At 36.7% G+C, this 19,203-nt stretch carries 19 protein-coding genes; all 19 read right to left on the reverse strand.

The annotated features are described in order from the left end of the window. On the reverse strand, positions 1 to 1,587 hold the full coding sequence (gene fliF / locus MKY09_RS12720) for a flagellar basal-body MS-ring/collar protein FliF (RefSeq protein ID WP_342566814.1): 1,587 nt from the start codon (positions 1,585 to 1,587) through the stop codon (positions 1 to 3). 56 nt (positions 1,588 to 1,643) lie between these two features. After that, a complete protein-coding gene (fliE, locus tag MKY09_RS12725) occupies positions 1,644 to 1,949 on the reverse strand; it encodes a flagellar hook-basal body complex protein FliE (protein ID WP_342566815.1) in 306 nt (101 codons plus the stop codon). 19 nt (positions 1,950 to 1,968) lie between these two features. Beyond that, positions 1,969 to 2,430, reverse strand: a complete 462-nt coding sequence (gene flgC / locus MKY09_RS12730; RefSeq protein ID WP_342566816.1) for a flagellar basal body rod protein FlgC — start codon at positions 2,428 to 2,430, stop codon at positions 1,969 to 1,971. A 2-nt stretch (positions 2,431 to 2,432) separates the two neighbouring features. Next, complete coding sequence (gene flgB / locus MKY09_RS12735) at positions 2,433 to 2,825, reverse strand: flagellar basal body rod protein FlgB (RefSeq protein WP_342566817.1); 393 nt, start codon at positions 2,823 to 2,825, stop codon at positions 2,433 to 2,435. Between the two features lie 281 nt (positions 2,826 to 3,106). After that, the gene (gene codY / locus MKY09_RS12740; protein ID WP_169358587.1) at positions 3,107 to 3,886 is read right to left on the reverse strand and encodes a GTP-sensing pleiotropic transcriptional regulator CodY; all 780 of its coding nucleotides are present in this window, start codon (positions 3,884 to 3,886) and stop codon (positions 3,107 to 3,109) included. A gap of 87 nt (positions 3,887 to 3,973) precedes the next feature. Then, positions 3,974 to 5,368: an ATP-dependent protease ATPase subunit HslU gene (hslU, locus tag MKY09_RS12745; RefSeq protein WP_342568247.1), complete on the reverse strand. Its 1,395-nt coding sequence runs from the start codon at positions 5,366 to 5,368 to the stop codon at positions 3,974 to 3,976. After that, positions 5,355 to 5,915: an ATP-dependent protease subunit HslV gene (hslV, locus tag MKY09_RS12750; RefSeq protein WP_169358586.1), complete on the reverse strand. Its 561-nt coding sequence runs from the start codon at positions 5,913 to 5,915 to the stop codon at positions 5,355 to 5,357. Before hslV ends, hslU begins: the two co-directional genes overlap by 14 nt. 17 nt (positions 5,916 to 5,932) lie before the next feature. Then, positions 5,933 to 6,823 (reverse strand): tyrosine recombinase XerC, encoded by an 891-nt coding sequence (xerC, locus tag MKY09_RS12755; RefSeq protein WP_342568248.1) that lies wholly within the window; start codon positions 6,821 to 6,823, stop codon positions 5,933 to 5,935. Between the two features lie 73 nt (positions 6,824 to 6,896). After that, positions 6,897 to 8,207: an FADH(2)-oxidizing methylenetetrahydrofolate--tRNA-(uracil(54)-C(5))-methyltransferase TrmFO gene (gene trmFO, locus MKY09_RS12760; RefSeq protein ID WP_342566818.1), complete on the reverse strand. Its 1,311-nt coding sequence runs from the start codon at positions 8,205 to 8,207 to the stop codon at positions 6,897 to 6,899. A 15-nt stretch (positions 8,208 to 8,222) separates the two neighbouring features. Next, positions 8,223 to 10,298, reverse strand: a complete 2,076-nt coding sequence (topA, locus tag MKY09_RS12765; protein WP_251552914.1) for a type I DNA topoisomerase — start codon at positions 10,296 to 10,298, stop codon at positions 8,223 to 8,225. Positions 10,299 to 10,422: 124 nt separating this feature from the next. Beyond that, entirely contained in the window at positions 10,423 to 11,301 is an 879-nt protein-coding gene (gene dprA, locus MKY09_RS12770; RefSeq protein WP_342566819.1) for a DNA-processing protein DprA, read from the reverse strand. Positions 11,302 to 11,426: 125 nt separating this feature from the next. Further along, positions 11,427 to 12,329, reverse strand: coding sequence for a succinate--CoA ligase subunit alpha (gene sucD / locus MKY09_RS12775; protein ID WP_342566820.1), 903 nt, complete (start codon positions 12,327 to 12,329; stop codon positions 11,427 to 11,429). Positions 12,330 to 12,347: 18 nt separating this feature from the next. Beyond that, positions 12,348 to 13,508, reverse strand: coding sequence for an ADP-forming succinate--CoA ligase subunit beta (gene sucC / locus MKY09_RS12780; protein WP_342566821.1), 1,161 nt, complete (start codon positions 13,506 to 13,508; stop codon positions 12,348 to 12,350). Between the two features lie 273 nt (positions 13,509 to 13,781). Further along, entirely contained in the window at positions 13,782 to 14,063 is a 282-nt protein-coding gene (locus MKY09_RS12785) for an EscU/YscU/HrcU family type III secretion system export apparatus switch protein (protein WP_340884093.1), read from the reverse strand. Continuing rightward, the gene (locus MKY09_RS12790) at positions 14,060 to 15,898 is read right to left on the reverse strand and encodes a hypothetical protein (RefSeq protein WP_342566822.1); all 1,839 of its coding nucleotides are present in this window, start codon (positions 15,896 to 15,898) and stop codon (positions 14,060 to 14,062) included. Before MKY09_RS12790 ends, MKY09_RS12785 begins: the two co-directional genes overlap by 4 nt. Then, the gene (locus tag MKY09_RS12795; RefSeq protein WP_342566823.1) at positions 15,895 to 16,674 is read right to left on the reverse strand and encodes a ribonuclease HII; all 780 of its coding nucleotides are present in this window, start codon (positions 16,672 to 16,674) and stop codon (positions 15,895 to 15,897) included. Before MKY09_RS12795 ends, MKY09_RS12790 begins: the two co-directional genes overlap by 4 nt. 101 nt (positions 16,675 to 16,775) lie before the next feature. Beyond that, positions 16,776 to 17,630, reverse strand: coding sequence for a ribosome biogenesis GTPase YlqF (ylqF, locus tag MKY09_RS12800; protein WP_342566824.1), 855 nt, complete (start codon positions 17,628 to 17,630; stop codon positions 16,776 to 16,778). A 77-nt stretch (positions 17,631 to 17,707) separates the two neighbouring features. Continuing rightward, the gene (lepB, locus tag MKY09_RS12805) at positions 17,708 to 18,268 is read right to left on the reverse strand and encodes a signal peptidase I (RefSeq protein ID WP_169358576.1); all 561 of its coding nucleotides are present in this window, start codon (positions 18,266 to 18,268) and stop codon (positions 17,708 to 17,710) included. 475 nt (positions 18,269 to 18,743) lie between these two features. After that, the gene (gene rplS / locus MKY09_RS12810) at positions 18,744 to 19,088 is read right to left on the reverse strand and encodes a 50S ribosomal protein L19 (protein WP_169358710.1); all 345 of its coding nucleotides are present in this window, start codon (positions 19,086 to 19,088) and stop codon (positions 18,744 to 18,746) included. Positions 19,089 to 19,203: the final 115 nt, after the last annotated feature.

Consider the following 19,203-nt stretch of genomic DNA (forward strand, 5'->3'; position numbering starts at 1 on the left):
TTAATCCTCTGCAATCCAAGTACGTAATAACTTTGCAAATTCCTCTGGCTTGTCTTTAGCCATTTTTTCTAGTTGCTTACGTCTTAAAGTAGATTCTGTTTCTTTCTCATTATTAATATCATCAACTTTTGGTATCTCTCTTGCCTCTTCGACAATAAGTAATTCTTCCTCTTCCTCACTTCTTCTTGAACGAATTAAAGTAATGACAAGAAGAATAATGGAGACTAATAATATTCCACCAATTACATATACCCACCAAGGGATTGTTGAAGAAGATACTTCAGCAACCGAATTTTTCCCTCTCAGCTCCTGAACCGAAACTACAATCTTATCTTCCACTTGTTCCTCTGTTAGTTCTCCTACACCTTTGTCGATGGAAGTTCTAACAATTGTAGCAAGCATCTGTTCGATATCTCCTCGGATATCTTCCGGTAAGGATGCAACATCTTCTGCATTTGGTGGTTCAACCATTACTTGTATACCTATGTCTCTAATTTTATATGGACTTTCAACAATCTCTTTTCGGATACGATTCACTTCATTGTTTATTGTATCTTCCGATCTTTCGTAATCTCCATCGGCAGTAGTTCCTTCTACATAGTTGGTGAAGTTATCAGTAGCATCCTCTCCTTGAGGAGTACCACCAGCTACCGGATTGTTGCCCGTAAACGTTTCAGAAATACGTTGAGCACTAATTTCAATTCCAGCCATATTTTCTACATCGACTGGCTCTACGAGATTCTCTTCTCGATTTTCTTGTTTAAAATCGATATCTGTAGTAATGGATACTACTACTTTATCTTGGCCCATTAAGGTACCTAGCATGGTTTGTACTTGTCGTTGTAGGTCTCGCTCAATCGTCTTCTTCAATGTCATTTGATCTGTGACAGTTGTACCACCAGAACCATTTGCCTGCTGGAGGTCGAAATACTCTAGGAATTGGTTTCTTATAACGATATCTTCAGTAGATAAGTTCGGAATAGATTTAGAAACTAAATTGTATAAGGACGCTATTTGCGTCTCTGAAAATTGATAGCCTGGTTCTGTATTTAGTACAATAGATGCACTTGCTGTTTCATTGCTTTGGGATAAAAATACCCCTTCTTCAGGTAAGGTGATCATTACCTTTGCTTCCTTAACACCTTCCACGCTTTTAATCAAATTGGCTAGTTCAGTTTGTGTAGTAGCCAGCTTTAATACATTAAACTCGTTATCTGTCATCCCAAAGCCTGCATTTTGAGAGAAGAAGCTATAATCAATCATTCCTGATTGCGGAAATCCCTCTGCTGCCATTTGCACTAATAAAGTATCCTTCTGTTCCTTTGGAACTAATATAGAAGTCCCTCCAACAGCTATTTCATTTGGTATACCTTTAGAATCTAAATTTTCTTTTATACGTCCTACTTCAGAAGGAGTTACCTCTGAATATAAAGGAACCATTTCCGTTCTTGTAAGAAAAAAGGTCAGGACCGCAGCAAGAATTATTACACCTAGAAATCCGCCAATCATAGTCCCTTTTTGACCTTTAGTACGACTCTTCCAAAATGTTGTTATATCACTTTTAATTTTTGTTATACGCTCATTCATTTTTATCCTCCGGTTATGGTGAATATTTTAGCTCGATATATTACAATAACCGAGGTCTAAACCTGCATACGCATTATTTCTTGGTATGCTTCTACGACTTTATTACGAATCTCTAATGTTGCATTTAATGCAATACTTGCCTTCTGTGATGCGATCATTACTTCATGAAGCTCAATATTTCCACCACTTATTAGTTTGTTGGTTGCTACATCTGAAGCCTTCTGTGTATCATTTACCGAGTTAATAGCACTTTGAAGGAAATCACCAAAGTTTTCTTGTGCTTGAGATGGACTCAACTTATTTGCTGCCAAAGGTGCATTTACTTGGCCAACATTAAACATAGATACTGATTCAATAGCCATTAAGCGTTAAACCTTCTTTCTATTTTCCTATTTCAAGTGCCTTTGAAAGCATTGCCTTATTTGCATTAAAAACGGTGACATTCGCCTCATATGAACGAGTAGCAGAGATAAGATCAACCATCTCTCTTAAAGGATCGACGTTAGGCATTGCTACATATCCTTCCTCGTTAGCATCAATATGTGAAGGATCATATACAAGTTTAAAAGGTGTTTCTGCATCCTCTTTAACTCCCGAGACCTTTACTCCATTTCCTACCCCGCTTTTACTAGAAGTTCCTCTTGCTACATTTAAAATGCTAGAAAAAGAGCCTTCTATTGGTTGTAGAGTTACCGTTTTCCTTCTATATGCCTGCCATTCTCCATCGACCAATTTCGCTCGTGTTGTTTCAGCGTTAGCCATATTAGAAGAAATAACATCCATTCGTAAACGTTGAGCTGTAAGTGCTGACGCAGTAGTGTTCATCCCATGAAATATTGACACTATCAACCGCCTCCTTTAATAACTGTTTGTAGACTATTTAACTTGCCGCTAACACGATCGACTAAAGCATTATAGTAAAGCTGGTTCGTTGCTAGATTAGCCTGTTCCTTATCCATGTCTACCCCATTACCATTACTGCTATATCTTAAATTGGAATAGTCGAATGCTCCAGGTGAGGCTTGACTAGCTTGAAAGTTAAAATGCTTTTCTTCTGTACGGTATGCAGAAATTGAAGACTTCTTTGCATTTTCTAAAAAATCATTAAAGTTAACACTTTTTGCTTTGTAATTTGGTGTGTCAACATTCGCTATATTTTGCGCTATAGTCTTTTGTTTCATAGATGCGAAATTCAAACCTCGTTCTAAATTCTCAATTGTACCGGTAAAAATTCCCACTTTTATCTCCCCTCCGTTTAACTAAATTGAGTATTTTTTATTAATTTTCTATCAAAAACACAATAATCTAATTGTAAAGAAAATGTCACACAGTGTCTATTCATTTTTTTGAAAAATATTAGGTCTTTTATCCTTTTTTTATTCATTTTCGACAAATTATTTGTCACATTTGCTTATCGATGTCTGATTTTGGAATAAAAATGTTTCTATCTTAATTAATTTATTAAATAAAAAAAAGCCAACCCTAGGATATTCTAGAGTTGGCTCCATTTATTAGGATATTATCGCATTTTAAGTTGTGCAAGTTCTGCTAAAAATTTATCATTAAGAACTTTAATATAAGTTCCTTTCATACCAAGAGATCTTGATTCGATAACTCCAGCACTTTCCAGTTTACGAAGAGCGTTAACAATCACAGAACGAGTAATTCCTACACGGTCAGCAATTTTAGATGCTACTAAAAGTCCTTCGTTTCCGTCTAATTCTTCAAAGATATGCTCAATAGCTTCTAATTCACTATATGATAATGAGTTAATAGCCATTTGTACTACTGCTTTGCTTCTAGCTTCTTCTTCAATTTCTTCTGATTTTTCACGTAGGATTTCCATACCAACTACAGTAGCACCATACTCACCTAAGATTAAATCATCGTTTTGGAACTCATCTTTAAGACGTCCTAGAATAAGTGTACCAAGACGCTCTCCACCACCGATAATAGGAACAATTGTAGTTAAACCATCTTTAAACAATTCTCTATTTTCCTCAGGGAATACAGAGTGTTCACTATATACATCTAAGTTAGATGACGTTTCACTCACGTGGAAAAGATTTTTTGTATATTCCTCAGGGAATTGACGCTCTTCCATCATTTTAATGATACGATCATTTTCGATTTGTTGGTGTACTTCGTGACCTAATAGCTTTCCTTTTCTGCTAACGATAAATGCGTTACATTCTATTACATCACTTAATGTTGCAGCCATTTCTTTAAAGTTAACTGGTTTCCCAGCAGATGCCTGTAACATCGAGTTAATTTTGCGTGTTTTGTCTAATAAATTCATTTAAATAAAGCCTCCATTGTAATTTTCCTATTTATTTTAATATTCTAAAGGTTTTTAATTGTTTTTGAAAGTAATAAGAATCGGATTTTAAAGTATAAATTGTGATAAATCTTTATTTTTCACAATATTGTCAAGTTTAGAGTCAATATAAGCAGGAGTGATCTGTATTTGAGCCGGTGAAATATCTGAAGCCTCGTAAGATAGGTCTTCTAAAATTTTCTCCAAAATCGTGTGAAGACGTCTTGCTCCGATATTATCGGTTTCTTGGTTTACCTGATATGCTATATCCCCAATTCTTTCAATTCCCTCATCTGAAAAAGAAATAGTTACTTCTTCAGTTAATAACAATGCCTCATATTGCTTTATTAGAGACTGATGAGGTTCCTTTAGAATTCGGACAAAGTCTTCCTTCGTAAGCTTCTCAAGCTCTACACGAATTGGAAAGCGTCCTTGAAGTTCAGGTATTAAATCAGAAGGCTTCGACATATGGAAAGCACCAGCAGCAATAAACAATATATAATCTGTTTTTACTGCTCCATATTTTGTCGTAACTGTTGAACCTTCTACAATTGGTAATATATCTCTTTGTACCCCTTCACGAGATACATCAGCAGAAGAGCTTCCACCATTTTTGCTAGCGATTTTATCCATTTCATCTATAAAAATAATACCTGTTTGCTCCGTCTTTTCAATGGCAATTTGTGACAACTCATCGTTATCAATTAATTTACCCGCTTCTTCTTGAATTAATACTTTTCTAGCGTCTCTTACTTTCATTTTTCTTTTTTTCTTTTTCTTAGGCATTAAGTTAGAAAGAGCATCCTGCATATTCATGCCCATGCTTTCCATTCCTCCACCTTGTAATGCGTCGAATAAAGATGGTGACTGTTCTGTCACTTCTACCGTTACTATTTCATCCTCTAACTTGCCATCTCTTAAATCTTCGGCAATTTGAGAACGTTTTATACGTACATCTGTATCCTCGGTGTCTGATGAATCATCTTCAGGCTTTCCACCAAATAAAGCTTCAAAGGGATTTTGTCCCGCATTCTTCTTTTTAAGAGAAGGTACAAGAAGCTTTACAATAGCATCATTAGCTAAACGTATAGCCTGATCCTTAACTTCTTCCATTTTTTCTTCTCTTACAATACGAATAGCAGCTTCTACTAAGTCTCTAACCATAGACTCTACATCTCTACCTACATACCCTACTTCTGTAAATTTAGTCGCTTCTACCTTTACAAAAGGGGCTTTTGTTAGCTTGGCAATCCTTCTTGCAATTTCAGTTTTCCCTACACCTGTAGGTCCAATCATCAAAATATTCTTCGGGATTACTTCTGCTTTCATTTCTTCGTTTAACATTTGTCTTCTATAACGATTGCGTAAAGCAACTGCTACAGCCTTCTTTGCTGTTTCTTGGCCTACAATATATTTATTTAAGTGCTCTGTTATTTGTTTAGGGGTTAAGTTAGTTTCCTTCATGTTCACCTAATACCTCCACAATTATTTGATGGTTTGTAAACACACAAATGTCTGCAGCTGTGTTCAAAGCAGCCTCTGCAATTTCCTTTGCAGTCAACTTGTCTCCAGCATATTGTTTTAATGCTCTTCCTGCTGCTAATGCATAATTACCACCTGAGCCTATTGCCAAAACACCGTCATCAGGTTCTATAACCTCTCCGGTACCAGAGACAAGCAACAAGTGCTTTTTATCCATTACTAAAAGCATCGCTTCTAATTGGCGAAGCATTTTATCTCCACGCCATTGTTTAGCTAACTCTACTGCTGCTCGTTGAAGATTACCATTGTACTCTAACAATTTTCCTTCAAACATCTCGAAAAGCGTAAAAGCATCTGCAACAGAACCTGCAAAACCTGCTATAACCTGACCATTGAATAATCTTCTAACTTTTTTTGCTGTATGCTTCATTACCACTTGATTTCCTAAAGTAACTTGACCATCGCCTGCCATTGCATAGCTTCCATTATGACTAACTGCAAATATAGTAGTTGCATGAATTGAACCCATTGTATGACCTCCTGTAGTTACGCCCTTGGGTGGGCATTCATATATGTCTTTCTTAAATGCTCTTTCGTTACGTGAGTATAAACCTGAGTCGAGGAGAGATGAGCGTGCCCTAGCAGCTCTTGGACACTTCTTAAATCAGCACCATTGTTAAGTAGGTGAGTAGCAAATGTATGGCGAAGCATATGGGGATATATAGTTGTATGCATAGAAGCTTTTTTAATCATACTATTCAAGATATAACGCACCCCATCAGTAGTGAGATGCTCACCTCGATTGTTCACAAATAAGTATGGATGAGAAGTTTTTTTCATCAGCTTAGGTCGGCTATTGTGCATATACTCTTCAACTGCAGCAAGTGCATAGTCTCCCACTGGTATGTATCTCTCTTTTCTTCCTTTACCCATAACCCGCACTACACCATAACTACTATCTATATGACTGTTTTCAATGGAAATAAGTTCGCTCACACGCATCCCAGTTGCATATAATAATTCAAGTATGGCAATATTTCGAACAGACAATAGATCTGTCCCTTTATTTTTCTCGAATAACTTTTCCATTTCCTCTTCATAGAAAAATTGTGGTAATCTCGTTTCTTTTTTCGGATGATACAAAGACTGAAAAGCATCGTCTCGAATACTATATTCCTTGTTTAAAAATTTGTAATAAGATCGGATTGACGAGATTTTCCTAGAAATAGACGTTCTTGCTAATTTTTCATCATACAACTTAGTAATATACAACCGAGCATGAATATATTCAACGTCATTTAATTCTTGGACACCCTCCGCCTCTATAAACTTTAAAAATTGAATAATATCTTTTTCGTACTCTCGAACTGTTAGATTAGAATAATTTTTTTCTAATTGTATATGTGCAATAAAAGAATGAAGTTCCTCTTTACCAATCACAAGTAACCACTCCAATTCATCTATTGTAAAAGCCTCTAAAAGTATACAACTTTTTAGAGGCTTTTAGCAATTATATCGATGTACTTTTCATAAAATTTTGAATCGTTGTTAGTGCTCGATTAGCCATCTGCTCTGTGCGTACTTTCTTATCTCTTACTTTAGGTTGTAGCTCTGGGAACAAGCCAAAGTTAATATTCATTGGCTGGAAATTTTTCGGGTTGGCTTCTGTTATATAACGGGCCATGCTCCCTAGAGCCGTCTCGGCTGGGAATACAACTAGTTCTTCACCTTTTGCCAATTTTGCAGCGTTTATGCCAGCTAATAACCCACTTCCAGCTGATTCAACATAGCCTTCAACACCTGTCATTTGACCAGCAAAAAAGATTTGTTCGTTAGCTTTTAGCTGATATGTTGGCTTTAAAACATATGGCGAATTAATGAACGTATTGCGATGCATTACTCCATATCTTACTATCTCCACATTTTCTAATCCAGGAATTAGCTTTAGTACTTCTTTTTGTGGGCCCCATTTTAGATGTGTTTGAAACCCTACGATATTGTAAAGTGTGCCAGCAGCGTCATCCTGTCTCAGTTGGACTACAGCATATGGTCTTTTGCCTGTTTTAGGATCTTCTAGGCCAACCGGCTTCATAGGACCAAATAGCAACGTCTTTCTGCCTCTTGCAGCCATGACCTCTACTGGCATACAGCCTTCAAAATAAATTTCCTTTTCGAATTCCTTCAATGGTACAACCTCTGCCTCAATAAGAGCATCATAGAAGCGATTAAACTCTTCCTCAGTCATTGGACAGTTTAAATAAGCTGCTTCCCCTTTGTCATATCTAGATTTCAAGTATACTTTGTCCATATCGATACTATCTTTTTCTACGATAGGTGCAGCGGCATCATAGAAGTATAGATAATCCTGACCTGTAACCACTTTTACCTTTTCTGCAAGAGCTGGCGATGTTAAAGGACCTGTAGCGATCACTGTAATACCCTCTGGTATTTCAGTTACTTCTTCATTTACAATCTCAATTAGTGGATGGTTTCTAATAGAATCAGTAACTCTACCCGCAAAATCATGTCTGTCTACGGCAAGTGCACCACCTGCAGGAACACTACTATTGTCCGCTGAGGAGATGATTAGAGAATCCAACATACGCATTTCTTCTTTAATAACCCCAACAGCATTTGTTAAGTTGTTTGCTCTAAGAGAGTTTGAGCAAACAAGCTCAGCAAATTTATCTGTATGGTGAGCTGGCGTCTGTTTAACAGGACGCATTTCAAAGAGACGTACTTTAACTCCTCTGCTAGCTATTTGCCAAGCAGCCTCACTTCCAGCTAAACCTGCTCCAATAACGTTTACTATTTCAGTCATGTCGTATCCTTCTTTCTAGCTTTGCGGATCTTCCTTATAATCACACGCAACACATTGTATTTGTATTCCTTTTTTCAACTTCTTCTCTACTAGCATTTCATTACATTTTGGACACTGTCTACTAATTGGCTTATCCCAAGAAAGAAACTCACATGTAGGATACTGATTGCAGCCATAGAATAAGCGTTTTGTTTTACTTTTACGCTCAACAATTTGCCCTTCCTCACATGATGGACATTTCACGCCAATCTCTTTAACAATTGCTTTTGTATTTCTACAGTCCGGGAAATTACTACATGCCATGAATTTTCCGTAGCGACCAAGCTTGTACACCATCGGAGAACCACATTCTTCACAATCCTCACCGGTAGGCTCATCTTTTATTACGATTTTTTCCATCTCTGCTTCCGCATGTTCCAAGTGTTTTTCAAACTCTACATAGAAAGCATCGATTATTTTCTTCCACTCGACTTGACCTTCTTCTACACTATCCAAATCTCGTTCCATTTGAGCAGTAAACTCAATATCTACTATTTTGGGGAAGAATTCTGATACAAGCTGATGGATAATTGTTCCTAACTCGGTTGGAACGAACCTCTTTGTTTCTAGAGCAACATAGCCTCTTTTTTGAATTGTATCTAAAGTTGGGGCATATGTAGATGGTCTACCTATGCCTAGTTCCTCTAACGTTTTTACAAGTCTCGCCTCTGAGTAACGTGGTGGTGGCTGTGTGAAATGTTGCTTAGGCTCTATTTCTGTAGCGCTTACTTTATCTCCTACTTCCATTGCAGGCAACAATTTATCTTTGTCATCTGTTTGGTCGTCAGAGCCTTCTACATAGACCTTCATAAAACCAGCAAATTTCACTTGAGAACCATTAGCTCTAAAAATGACTTCACCATTTTTCAAATCTACTGCAACTGTATCCAAAGTTGCTGGAGCCATTTGACTTGCAACGAATCTTTCCCATATAAGTTTATACAAGCGGAAAAGATCTCGAGATAATATTGCCTTTAACGAATCAGGTGTTCTTAGTATGTTTGTAGGTCGAACAGCTTCATGAGCATCTTGGGCCTTTTTATCTTGCTTCTCCGCTTTCTTAGTCGAAAGAAACTCTGATCCATATTCACTTTTTATAAATTCAGCAGCGTCTGCCTTAGCTGTATCCGAAATTCTAGTAGAATCCGTACGCATATAAGTTATAAGACCAACAGTACCTTCTTTTTTTCCAAGGTCAATTCCTTCGTAAAGCTGTTGAGCAAGCATCATTGTTTTTCTAGCTCTAAAGTTTAATTTTCTAGCTGCCTCTTGCTGTAGTGAGGAGGTAGTGAATGAAGGCGCAGGATTACGCTTTCTTTCTTTTTTAGTAACATTAGTAACATCAAACTTTTTACCCTTCATGAGATTTAATACAGCTTTAACCTCATCTTCATTGGTAAGCTTTGCTTTTTCTTTTTCTTTGCCAAAGTAAAGAGCTTCGAATGCTTTTTTACCTTTTTCAAATTTACCCTCGATAGACCAATATTCCTCTGGGATAAATTTTTCGATTTCTCGTTCACGATCAATTATTAGTCGCAGAGCAACGGATTGTACACGACCTGCTGAAAGACCTTTTTTAACTTTCTTCCATAGAATAGGACTGATATTATATCCTACTAGACGATCTAGAACTCGTCTTGCCTGTTGGGCATCTACTAAATCCTTATCAAGCGGTCTAGGATGCTTAAATGATTCTAGTATAGCATCTTTTGTTATTTCGTTAAATACAACACGACAGTCTGACTCTAAATCTACGTTTAGAGATTTTGCTAAATGCCAGGCGATTGCTTCCCCTTCTCTGTCGGGGTCAGCCGCGAGATAAACTTTCTTTGCTTTTTTGGCCGCATTTTTTAAATCCTGTAGGACTGGCCCTTTACCACGTATTGTAATATATTTTGGTTCGTAATTATTTTCTACATCGACACCCATTTGACTTTTTGGTAAATCTATAACATGTCCTATCGATGCTTTTACTTTATATTTCTTTCCTAAATATCGCTCAATCGTTTTTGCCTTCGCTGGCGATTCTACTATAACTAAATAATCCGACATAGATGTGCCTCCTTATAGAAGGTAACTCGCTTCAATCTGCAAAACAAATACCTGTTGCAAAATGTATAACAGTTTCTTAATAATTGCAAGACTTTTCATTTTTAAATTTTTAAATTGAAGGTTTTTATATTAATTCTTCAATAATTTGATTGCCGTCCCAAATAGGCTTTGCCCCTTCTAGAATCAAGTGATTCGGACCTTCGGATAGGTCTGAATGAATAGATCCTGGAACTGCAAAAATTTCTTTTCCATTTTCTAAGGCGTGCTCCATTGTAGAAACTGTACCACTCTTCTTATGTGCCTCTGTAATAACGACACCTAACGACAAACCACTTATAATCCTGTTTCTCATGGGGAAATTCCACTTTTTTGGAGTAATATAGGGAGGATATTCAGTTACTAGTAGGTGGCTCTTCGACATAAAATTCGCTAAATCCTCATTTTCTTTAGGATAAATATTAGAAAAACCTGTGCCCAATACTCCAATAGTTTTTCCACCCATTTCTATTGTTTTTCTATGGGCCAGCGTGTCCGCACCTCTTGCAAGACCACTGACAATAACATAATTTTGTTGAATTAGAGGGGGTAGTATTTTTTCTATACTTTTTTCTGAATAGGAAGTTGCCTTTCTAGAACCAATTATAGCAATCTTTTTAATGTTAGCTAGTAAGCTTACATCTCCTTTAGTATATAAAATCACTGGAGGATCATATAATTTCAAAAGACTTTCTGGGTAACAATTATCATTATAAGCGATTGGGAAAATATTATGTTTCTCATAGGTTTCAAGTAGAGGATGATAAACTAATTCTTTATACATATTTTTCAAGTGAATAGCTCTTTCAATGGGAATATTACACAATTTAGCAAGAAGGTTTGGTTGGATGTTTTCTAGTTGGGATAGATCGGGATCTATTTTTAGAAGTGGAATTACTTTAGGGAGAGGTACAGGAAATACATAATGTAGAGCGAGTAATCTTCTTTGGAAAGTTTGTTCTATCATCAATTAACCCCTTTTGTGAAATTTTTTATATGAAAAGTATGTGCATGTGTATGCCCTAACAGATGTGGGTAATTATTAGTTTATAAAAAGTACGACCCATCATTTGATGAGCCGCACTTTTTTAATTAATGTGTTTTACAAGCGTCGTAAATTCCTGCTTCTTTAATAGCTTCGATTAACGTTTCGCCAATTACAGATGGAGTAGCAGCTACTTTCATTCCAGCAGCTTCCATTGCTTTAATTTTACCTTCTGCCGTACCTTGGCCACCAGAGATAATTGCTCCAGCATGACCCATACGTTTTCCAGGAGGTGCAGTCTGACCACCGATAAATCCTACTACCGGTTTCTTCATGTTAGCTTTGATCCATTCAGCAGCTTCTTCTTCAGCAGTACCACCGATTTCTCCGATCATTACTACAGCATAAGTATCTTCATCTTCGTTAAATTCTTTTAACACGTCGATAAAGTTTGTACCATTTACAGGGTCCCCACCAATACCTACAGCAGTTGTTTGACCGATGCCTGCTTGAGTCAATTGATGAACCGCTTCATATGTTAACGTACCAGAACGTGAAACTACACCTACATGTCCTTTTGTATGGATATATCCAGGCATGATCCCGATTTTACACTCATCAGCTGTAATAACACCTGGGCAGTTTGGTCCCACTAAACGTGTTTTCTTGCCTTCCATATAGCGCTTAACTTTTACCATATCCAATACAGGAATATGCTCAGTAATACAAATAGCCATATCTAGCTCAGCGTCAACAGCTTCCATGATTGCATCAGCAGCAAATGGAGCAGGTACGTAGATTACAGATACATTAGCACCTGTCTCTTTAACAGCGTCCGCTACTGTATTGAATACAGGTACGCCTTCTACTTCTGTTCCACCCTTACCAGGAGTAACCCCAGCAACGATTTTAGTGCCGTATTCTAGCATTTGTTTTGTATGGAAAAGAGCAGTTGAGCCCGTAATTCCTTGAACAATTACTTTAGTATCTTTATTAATATATACGCTCATTTTATGTCCCTGCCTTTCTTATCCTACAAGATTAACGATTTTTTGAGCACCGTCTGCCATTGAATCTGCTGCAACAATATTGATGCCTGATTCATTTAATAATTTTTTACCTAAATCTACGTTTGTTCCCTCTAAGCGAACAACTAATGGCACTTGAAGTCCAACTTCTTTTGCAGCGATGATAACACCTTCTGCAATTACGTCACATTTCATGATACCACCAAAGATATTAACAAAAATACCTTTTACATTTTTGTCAGCTAAGATAATTTTGAATGCTTCTGTAACCTTTTCAGCTGTAGCACCGCCCCCAACGTCCAGGAAGTTAGCGGGTGAGCCGCCGTAGTAGCTAATTGTATCCATTGTTGCCATAGCTAAACCTGCTCCATTAACCATACATCCGATGTTTCCATCTAATGAAATATAACTTAGGTCATATTTAGATGCTTCGATTTCTTTTGGATCCTCTTCATCATAGTCACGTAGCTCTAAGATGTCCTTGTGTTTGTATAAAGCATTACTGTCAAAGTTAAACTTAGCGTCTAATGCTAATACATTGTCATCCTCAGTTACTACTAATGGATTGATTTCAACGATAGAAGCATCTTTTTCATTGTAAACTTGATAAAGACCAAGCATAAACTTAGCTGCTTTATTTACAAGTTTCGCTGGAATATTCATATTGAATGCCATTCTACGAGCTTGGAATCCAGTTAATCCTACTACAGGATCGATTTCTTCATAGAATAATTTCTCCGGAGAGTTTGCTGCTACTTCCTCGATGTCCATTCCGCCCTCTTCAGAGCCCATTAATGTTACACGAGAAGTCGAGCGATCTAATACTAAACCTACATAATATTCTTTTTTAATTTTACTACCTTCTTCGATAAGTAGACGCTTGATCTCTTTACCTTCTGGTCCTGTTTGGTGAGTCACTAAAACTTTACCTAAAAGCTCTTTTGCATATTCACGTACTTCGTCTAAATTCTTTGCAATTTTAACCCCACCAGCTTTACCGCGTCCACCTGCGTGAATTTGGGCTTTAACAACAATAACGTCAGAACCTAATTCCTTAGCGGCCTTCACTGCTTCTTCTGGTGAAAAAGCAACGATTCCGTTAGAAACTGCTACGCCATATTGTCTAAGGAGCTGTTTACCTTGATATTCATGGATATTCATTTATACATCCTCCCTCAAACTTATGTCACTATTTGCTACCTTTATCATTGTAATAAAGCTGTCACAAATTGTCCATAAAAGTATTATAACTACAAAAAACATAGAATATTCAATCTATAGAAATCGACAATGTACTTCCTATTTCACTAAAATATGTGTTCAAAATAAGCTTGTACAACACGATTTACAAAAAGATGATTTTCTACCCGTAGTTTCTAAATCTTTTATCGAACTCTCTTGCATAATCTATTCTGTGATAAAAAGGACAAAATATTACTTCTCTCCTCTTTCTTTATCTACCCTATACACAAATGCAAAAACCTCTGCAACCGCCTGATAAAGTTCTTCGGGTATGGATTGGTTAATATCTAGCTTTCCTAGCAGTTCTACTAGACTAGCATCCTCTTGTATTGGTACAGAATGCTCCAATGCCTTTTCTAAAATATTTTCTGCTATTTTCCCTTTACCCTTAGCTACTACCGTAGGAGCATCCGATTGACCAGGTTTATATGTGAGGGCGATAGCCTCTTTCCTTTTATATTTTCCTTCCGTCATATCCTTATATCCACTCCTTGCTCTTTAGAAGAAGAGTTATTTTGCCATAGGTTTGACATTTTTTGCTGTGCAAAGCTTTTTATAAATATTCCAGATAATTGATAACCCGCAGTAACCAGTCCATCCTTTAATGTAGCTTTAAACTTATTCGCTATCGTTTCAATTGTCTGGTCATCATTGAAGAGATTAATTGTTACAATTTTATTTTGAACCTGCATATCTATTACTGTTTCCTTAAGGGAATCTAGTTGGAGATAAAAAATTATTCGGGCAAAATCTGAATCTATTTTCCCATCTTCTTTCATTCTCCCATTCCATTCAAGAGTTGCATCCATTCGTTTACCTAAAAATTCTAAAGGAACTTGCATTAATAATTGATGTTGGGGACCATTTTCACCCGATAGGAGCTGCAAACCATTCATCCGACTAATAATCGATTCGGCTCCATCTCTAACAATAGCCGATATATTAGGCATTTGTAGTAGTTCTACAAGCTGTGGTTTTAGCTGGCTTGCCAGTTGGCGCACTTCATCTTTCCCACTCGCTAAACTTCCTTCATAGCTAAATCCAAGCATTTTTAGAGTTTCTTTCATTGCCATTTCAAAGGCTTTACCATCTAGTTGACTTAGTACTGCTTGCTCTGCTTGATTTCTAAATTGGATAAGAGAAGAGTCCTTATTAATATTGGTTACTTGCTCTAAAGTTTGATTAATGGAATTGATAGTCATTCCTTTTCCCAATATAGAAACTAAATGATCTTTTGGTGTAAGTCCATTTGAATCTATTTTAAAAACTGCTTGCTGGCTTTGCTCAGAGAAGACCTTAACTAATGAATGAGCTACTAGATTAGGTTTTGCTTCTCCTTCTTTAATATTCATTAAAACTTGTTCCTTTTGAGATGATGAAAGTAAGGGCTGATTTTGAATCCAGCTTCGCAACTGCTCAACTACTCCCAGTTTATTTTCTATACTTGGCTGCATTAGTTTGCTAATGATTTCCCCTGCTGTTTGTTTTAATACTGGGTTATTTGAAATTGGCACCGGATTATTCAATGTCGCCTCAGAAGGTAAGATAGAAGCGGTTATAAGCTGTTGTAATATAGGTAAACGAATAGCAGATGGAAGCTGTGTATTTAGAAGAGTTTGTAGCTGTTTACCTAATAGAGCACCTGCTACAGGAAGATGAAAAGGTTCTCCTATCTTCTGTAGGTTTTGTACAATAGATTCTTTTTGTGTTGGAGAAAGTTGTTGTTCCTGCTGTAATGCAGTTTTCAAATTAGTTATTAGTAAAGGGAAACCAGTAGTAGTTTTACCACTCAATAAAGTATCAAACATATTAGATGTCAATGGAATTTTTAATTCTATCATTTTTTGAATTGCTTCTAGTCCTCCTTTTAAAGTAGCATTAGGAGGTAAATTCTTAATCAGCTGTTCAGCCTGTATAAGTATTTCCTTAGAGATAGGTAATTGTTCCTTTATAAAAAATTGAATGATTGCCTGCATCTCACTCGATTTACTTAAATTCATCGCCTGGAGCAACTGCTGAGACTGTTGTGCAATTGAATTCCCTCCACTCAAGGGACCAGTAACTACCTTTAGTTGAATTTCAGGTGCCGACTTTGTTACTTGAAAGAAGTGGGCATCACCTGTTTTTAAAGGGGTTTCAAGTTTAGCGATGATCTTTTGATTGCCTATTTGCATTTCCGCTGTTTGATTTGGGAATAGTTTTTTTATTGTTCCATGTACGACTTGCCCTTCTTTCAAAGGAGCCGATACCTTCGATGAAATAACATTTGGTGCGTTCGATTGGATGGACGAAAAAGAAGGCCCACTCATACTTTCACCTCACTTTTTAATATAGATTTAATCGGTTCAAACGTTTTACGATGATGCTCACTTGGACCATGCTGCATAATCATTGCTATATGTTCCTTTGTACCATAGCCTGCGTGTTTATTGAAAAGATAGACAGGATACTGCTCGTGAAGTTTATCCATATATTCATCTCTTGCTGTCTTTGCCAAAATAGAAGCAGCTGCAATTGCTAAACTTTTAGCATCTCCTTTAATAAGGGAGTGATTTTCTATATCTATTGGTAGTTTCATAGCATCTACCAATACAACACTCGGTTGAATCTTTAAGCTAAGCACAGCTTCGGACATCGATTGTTTTGTTGCTTCATATATATTTAACGTGTCAATTTTTCCAACTGATTGAAAATGTATGAAGTAACTAATAGCATTTTCTTTTATTTTTAAAGCTAATTCATTTCTTTTTGCTCTGGATATTTGTTTAGAGTCATTTAATCCTATTAAGTTATTTGTATCTTCGCTTAAAATAACCGCGGCAGTCACAACTGGACCTGCTAGCGGCCCCCTTCCTGCCTCATCGACTCCGGCTATTAGTCCACTTCGATTAACATCAAAACTTTTATCAAACATTACCTTCTCAATATGAGCTTCTTTTTCTAGTCTTTGGACTTGTTGTTTTCTCTTCCAGCTTTCCAATAATTTCTTTGCTCCAGCCCGTTGATCTTCTTCAAGTTCTTTAAACCAGTCTTCTGTGCCATCTGCAACTATTAATTTTTCTTTTATATCTTGTAAACGTAACAATAAAATCACTTCAGCTTTCTTTGCTTTATGTATGTATCGGTTAAAAATATTATAAATCGAGAAAACCCTCTTTACCAGAAGGTAAAAAGGGTAGAATTTTTTCACTCATATTCGTCTACAAAATCGAAGGTTAGCTTACCTAGTTGCTGATTTCTAATATCACGAACAATTAGCTCAGCCACTTGATCATAGTCAATTTCACCGCCCGATGCAAAGCATCTTCTGAGTTTACCAATATGATCAAAAGTGTCTACTAAATCCTCACTGACTTTTGTAATATTATATCGCTCTTCCATTCTCTTTGGATAATGTTCTTCTAAAAAACGTAGCCCATATACTGCTAAGTCTTCCATGTTGATAACAGCATCCTTAATGGCACCAGTTAAAGCAAGTTTATAGCCTATTATTTGGTCTTCAAATCTGGGCCATAAAATACCCGGCGTATCTAATAGCTCTATTTCCTTTTCAACTTTAATCCATTGCTGTCTTTTGGTTACACCTGGAGTGTTTCCGGTCTTAGCAATATTCTTTTTGGCAAAGCGATTAATTAAAGTAGATTTTCCAACATTCGGAATTCCTACAATCATAGCTCTAATTGGTCTAGGTTTAATCCCGCGTTCTTTCATACGGTCCCATTTAGGCTTTAAAAGCTCTTTAGAGGCCTTAAAAACCGCTTGGAGTCCTTTCCCTTCCAAAGAGTTTATCGCAACAGTAGGGTGCCCTTTTGACTCGAAATAAGCTATCCATTTTTTGGTTTGCATATCATCAGCCATATCCACTTTGTTTAGAATAAGTAGCCTTGTTTTTTGATGGACTACCTCGTCTAACATAGGATTTCTTGAAGACAATGGTAAACGTGCATCTATCAGTTCAAAAATAATGTCTACAAGCTTTAGATTCTCGGTAACTTCTCTTCTTGCTTTGGCCATATGACCCGGAAACCATTGTATTGTCATATTGCACCTCCTTCTTAAAGCACTAGCTATTTTCTAATAGCCGGGAAGAAGAATCACCTTCTTACGCACTACTTTGGTTATTTTACAAAACCAGCCTCACCAATTGGCCAAAATACTAAATTTGTTTTCCCTATAATTTCATCGATTTCAATTAAACCGATCATTCGGCTGTCTTTACTGTATAAGCGGTTGTCTCCCATAACGAAAACATATCCTTCTGGGATTTTTTTGTCTCCAGTGATACTTTCAAGCGTAAAGTCCCCAGTTAATGTACCTTCTGTTAACTCGCTCTTTTTTTGTTCTAAATAAGGCTCAGCAACTTCTTTTCCGTTAATGTAGAGCTGGTCGTTTTTATACTCGACATGATCGCCAGGAAGCCCTATTACACGTTTTATATAGTTTTTCTGCTCAGGTGCATGAAAAACTACAATATCAAATCGTTTTGGTTCACCGACCACGTAACCAATTTTATTCACTAACATACTATCCCCATTTTCTAAGGTCGGCATCATAGATTCTCCGTCCACAATTATAGGGGTAAATAAAAAGAGTCGAATTAATGCTGCAAGTCCAAAAGCTATTAATAACGCTTTCGACCATTCCCATAACTCATTCTTTTCTTTTTGTGCTTGTCCCATTCACTTGCCCCCTTTATATACTCTTATATTGTACAAGGAAAATGTAAGAGTGGCAAAATAAAATCGTCTAAATTCAGTATATATAGAGAAAATATCTAAAATAAAAAGCTATGTTAAAGGAATCAATAAATGGGAACAGCTTTAGCATCGATAAAGCGCTAATACATTTACTCGCATAAACAAAGCTGAAAAACTGTCACCCACCCCAATTTCATGCTAGTTCTTAATAACTTTCTATATGCTTCTCAGTTAGTATATGTATTTTATCTTTACTCTTGTCCGATGCGTTCTGTATGGGCTACGATTAGTCTTCCCTCACTTTACTAACAATGACGGTTACCACTTTAAAAAATAGATAATATATATACTTCTCTTAAATACAATAATTATCCACAAAGAAAAAAATGTTGCAGCAAAAGTGAGATCACTTTTTCCTGCAACATTCACATCAGGCAATTTTGCCTTACTTACACTATTAGCGACGCTCTTTAATACGAGCAGCTTTACCGCGTAGTTCACGTAGGTAGTACAATTTAGCACGACGAACTTTACCACGACGAATAACTTCTAGGTTAGCAATTTTTGGTGTGTGTACTGGGAAAGTACGTTCTACACCAACACCGGAAGAGATTTTACGAACTGTAAAAGTTTCGCTAATTCCGCCTCCACGACGTTTAATTACAACACCTTCGTACATTTGGATACGTTCGCGAGTTCCCTCAACAACCTTAACGTGTACACGAACTGTGTCACCTGGGCGGAATGTAGGAAGATCTGTACGTAATTGATCTTTTGTGATTTCTGAAATAATGTTTTGCATCATTTTCTCTCCTTATATAGAATGCTCTTACACACATAGCTGTTGCAGCGGAACACCCAAAATCAGTACTTCACATAAAAGTACATAGTAAAATATATCATATTGACTGGCTATA

This window comes from Psychrobacillus sp. FSL K6-4046 (genome assembly GCF_038624605.1).
In the GTDB taxonomy this organism is placed as follows: Bacteria; Bacillota; Bacilli; order Bacillales_A; family Planococcaceae; genus Psychrobacillus.